Below are 2,784 nucleotides of genomic sequence, written 5' to 3'. Positions count from 1 at the left end.
TGATTCCCAATGGGCCAAGGGCTGGGACTGGTACGAGAGCCTCTGGCCCCAGAGGGTCCTCCCCGGTCAATTGGCCCTCGAAGCCTCCACGGGCTACACCAAGTACGGGCACTACGGTCAACTCGGCAACCCCGCCCATCAGATCCAGACCAGCGGGCGGAATTTCAAATTCATCTATCTGTTACGCAATCCCCTAGAGCGCATCGAGTCCCACTACGAACACGCCGTAGACCAAGGCTGGACGACCCAACCCTTCGCCCAAGCTCTGATGGCCCCCAACAGCGACCTAGTGGGCATCTCCAAGTACGCCTACCAGTTGGCCCAATACAGCCAACGCTTCCCGGCGGCGGATATTAAAGTCGTGGCCTTTGAGGACCTCAAGCGCAACCCCGACCAAGTGCTGCGGGAGTTGTGTCTGTTCCTGGCAATTGACCCCGAGTTTGAATTTCAGCAACTCGCCAAGGTCCACAACGAAGCGGCGACTCGGAAACTGTGGGCGGGTCTGAACCAATTCCCCCTGCTCTTGAACCTCAGTCGTCGTGTTCCCCCTGCCCTCAAAAAACCCCTGCTCCGGCTCCTTCTTCAGAACCAACGCCGCCAAAAAGTCCAGATGACCCCCCAACAGCGGGCATTCGTCCTCCAGCAATTACAGGACGACCTCGAAGGTCTACAAGCCCACGGGTTTGATGTGAGCCTGTGGAACCTGCCCATCTTGAGTAAGCAACCATGAAGCCGCCCCTCGTCTTTTTGCACATCTACAAAACCGCTGGTAGCACGCTCAACCGTATCCTGCGTCGCCAGTACGCCCCCGCCCAGACTTTCTCCGTTGAGAACCCGACCTTGGACCAGTTCAAAGCCTTGCCCGTGGCCCAGCGCGAGGGCTATCGCTACTATCACCTCCATGCGACGACGCACTTCGGATTGGCCCCACTCTTCCCCGCCCAGTCGCGCTACGTGACGATGTTGCGGGAACCAATTAGCCGCACGGTCTCGGCCTTTTATTACACGCGCAACAAAGCCGATGAACGCCCCTTCTATGCCAAGGTCACGCAGAATATTGAAGTCTTCGCCGCGAGTGACTGGCAACAAAATTTCCAGACGCGGGCTCTAGCTGGGATGGTGGACCCCGAGGAAGCCCCAGCGGACGTACTTGCTCGGGCCAAGCGCAACATTGAGGCCCATTTCACCCTAGTCGGCCTGACCGAACGTTTTGACGAGAGTTTACTTTTGCTCCAAGAGGAATTCGGCTGGCCTACGGTCAACCTCACCTATGTCAAAGTCAACACTGCCCGTGACCGCCGCGACCCGCTCACCCCAGCCGACCGCGACCTCGTCGTCGCCCATAACCAACTCGACCTAGAGCTTTACCAATTCGCCCAGCAACGGTTCGCCCAGCAAGTCGCCCAGCAGGGTCCCGACTTCGCCCGTCGTCTGTCGGCTTACCAAACTTTCAATCAAAGATACAGCAAACTGATCCATTTCCCATACTTGGTCAAGGACTGGCTAAAACGCCAAGGCTAACACCGCCCCCTACCCCCCAAGCAGGGTAGGGGCGCAAGAATGCTGGTCTTCTGTTTTTTTGTCTTACCTCTTCTGCCTTAGTCCCCCACTAGTGGGGCGGAGGGGCCTTCTTACCTGGAGTTGTCATGGTCACGCTGCCTTTTATCACCGTCGTTGTTCCGGCCTTCAACGAGGAACAGGAGATTCCGGCCCTGCTGGATTCGTTCTTACAACTGGATTGGCCTGAGGAGCGGTTGGAGATCCTGGTGGTGGATAACAATTCGCGGGACCGGACAGCGCAGATTGTCAGAACTTATCCGGCTCCAATCCGGCTCTTGCGGGAACTTACGCCCGGTCCCTACGCGGCTCGTAACTGCGCGATCCGGGCGGCGCGGGGTGAATTTATTGCCTTCACCGATGCCGATTGTGTGGTCAGTCCCCATTGGCTGAGCGACCTCTGGGCCGGGTTCACGGGGCCGACCGTGGGCGGGGTCGCCGGGGCGATTGTGCCCCAGACCACGAGCAACTTTGTGGATTACTTCGAGGGTTATGTCTTCAAAAGCCCGGATCACGACCGGGGCCAAGGCACTCACCCCCCCTACGCCGTCACCGCCAATGTCATGTACCGCCGGGAAGTCTTCGACCGAGTGGGACTTTTTCAGGAGCAACATTTCAGCGGTCAGGATGTGGAACTGAGTTGGCAGGTCCTCAAAGCTGGCTTTACCCTGCATTTCTTACCAGGGCTAAGGGGTCTGGCCTACCACCGTTACCGGACCAACTTCGCCGAATTCACCCGTGTCCTGCAACGGGATGCCTATGGCTGGTATTTCTTGGCCCAACGGTATCCCGAGCTGACCACCCCGCCCCAGCCCGCGAAGTATCTCCTCAAGCGGCTTTTAGCAGGTTTAGTCGTTTACCCTTGGACGACTTTGTGGCGCGCCAGCCGGGTCTTGACCGGACAGAGCCGCCCCTGGGAGGTGCCCCAGGACTACATGAAATTGGTCGTCGTCTGGAACCATTACCTCGGTATCCGCGCCGCCGACCGCGCCCACCGCAACGGTGCCCCCCTGGGATTGCGCTAAAGCCCCACCAACCCTACGGCTTTGACTCTGGGGAAAACGGTGGAAATTTTCGATAGTGAGAAAAGCGAATCTCCTCCTGCTTGTTGTCGCCGGGGGTCCACGGACCCCACCCGGCTTATCCGCCCTCTCCCTGAGCCTTTATGAAACCTGCCTTTTTACTGTTGCTGGCCCTCGCGGGTCCCGCCCTAGCCCTCCCCAGCCC

The 2,784-nt window shown here is 58.8% G+C and carries 3 protein-coding genes; all 3 read left to right on the top strand.

Annotated features, from left to right (window positions below; all coding sequences use genetic code 11):
• On the top strand, positions 1-730 hold a 730-nt coding region (locus HFM78_RS11415), incomplete at its 5' end, for a sulfotransferase domain-containing protein (protein WP_287129571.1).
• Positions 727-1,521 (top strand): sulfotransferase family 2 domain-containing protein, encoded by a 795-nt coding sequence (locus tag HFM78_RS11410; RefSeq protein ID WP_287129570.1) that lies wholly within the window; start codon positions 727-729, stop codon positions 1,519-1,521. The genes HFM78_RS11415 and HFM78_RS11410, both read left to right, overlap by 4 nt.
• 125 nt (positions 1,522-1,646) lie before the next feature.
• Positions 1,647-2,582 carry a glycosyltransferase family 2 protein gene (locus HFM78_RS11405; RefSeq protein ID WP_287129569.1) on the top strand — a complete coding sequence of 312 codons (936 nt, stop codon included), beginning with the start codon at positions 1,647-1,649 and terminating at the stop codon, positions 2,580-2,582.
• The last annotated feature ends 202 nt before the right edge of the window (positions 2,583-2,784 follow it).

This window comes from Candidatus Cyanaurora vandensis (assembly GCF_013285555.1).
GTDB classification, from domain to species: Bacteria; Cyanobacteriota; Cyanobacteriia; order Gloeobacterales; family Anthocerotibacteraceae; genus Cyanaurora; species Cyanaurora vandensis.
The sequence above is the reverse complement of the archived record's forward strand: the minus strand, read 5'-3'. Positions and strand labels throughout refer to the sequence as shown.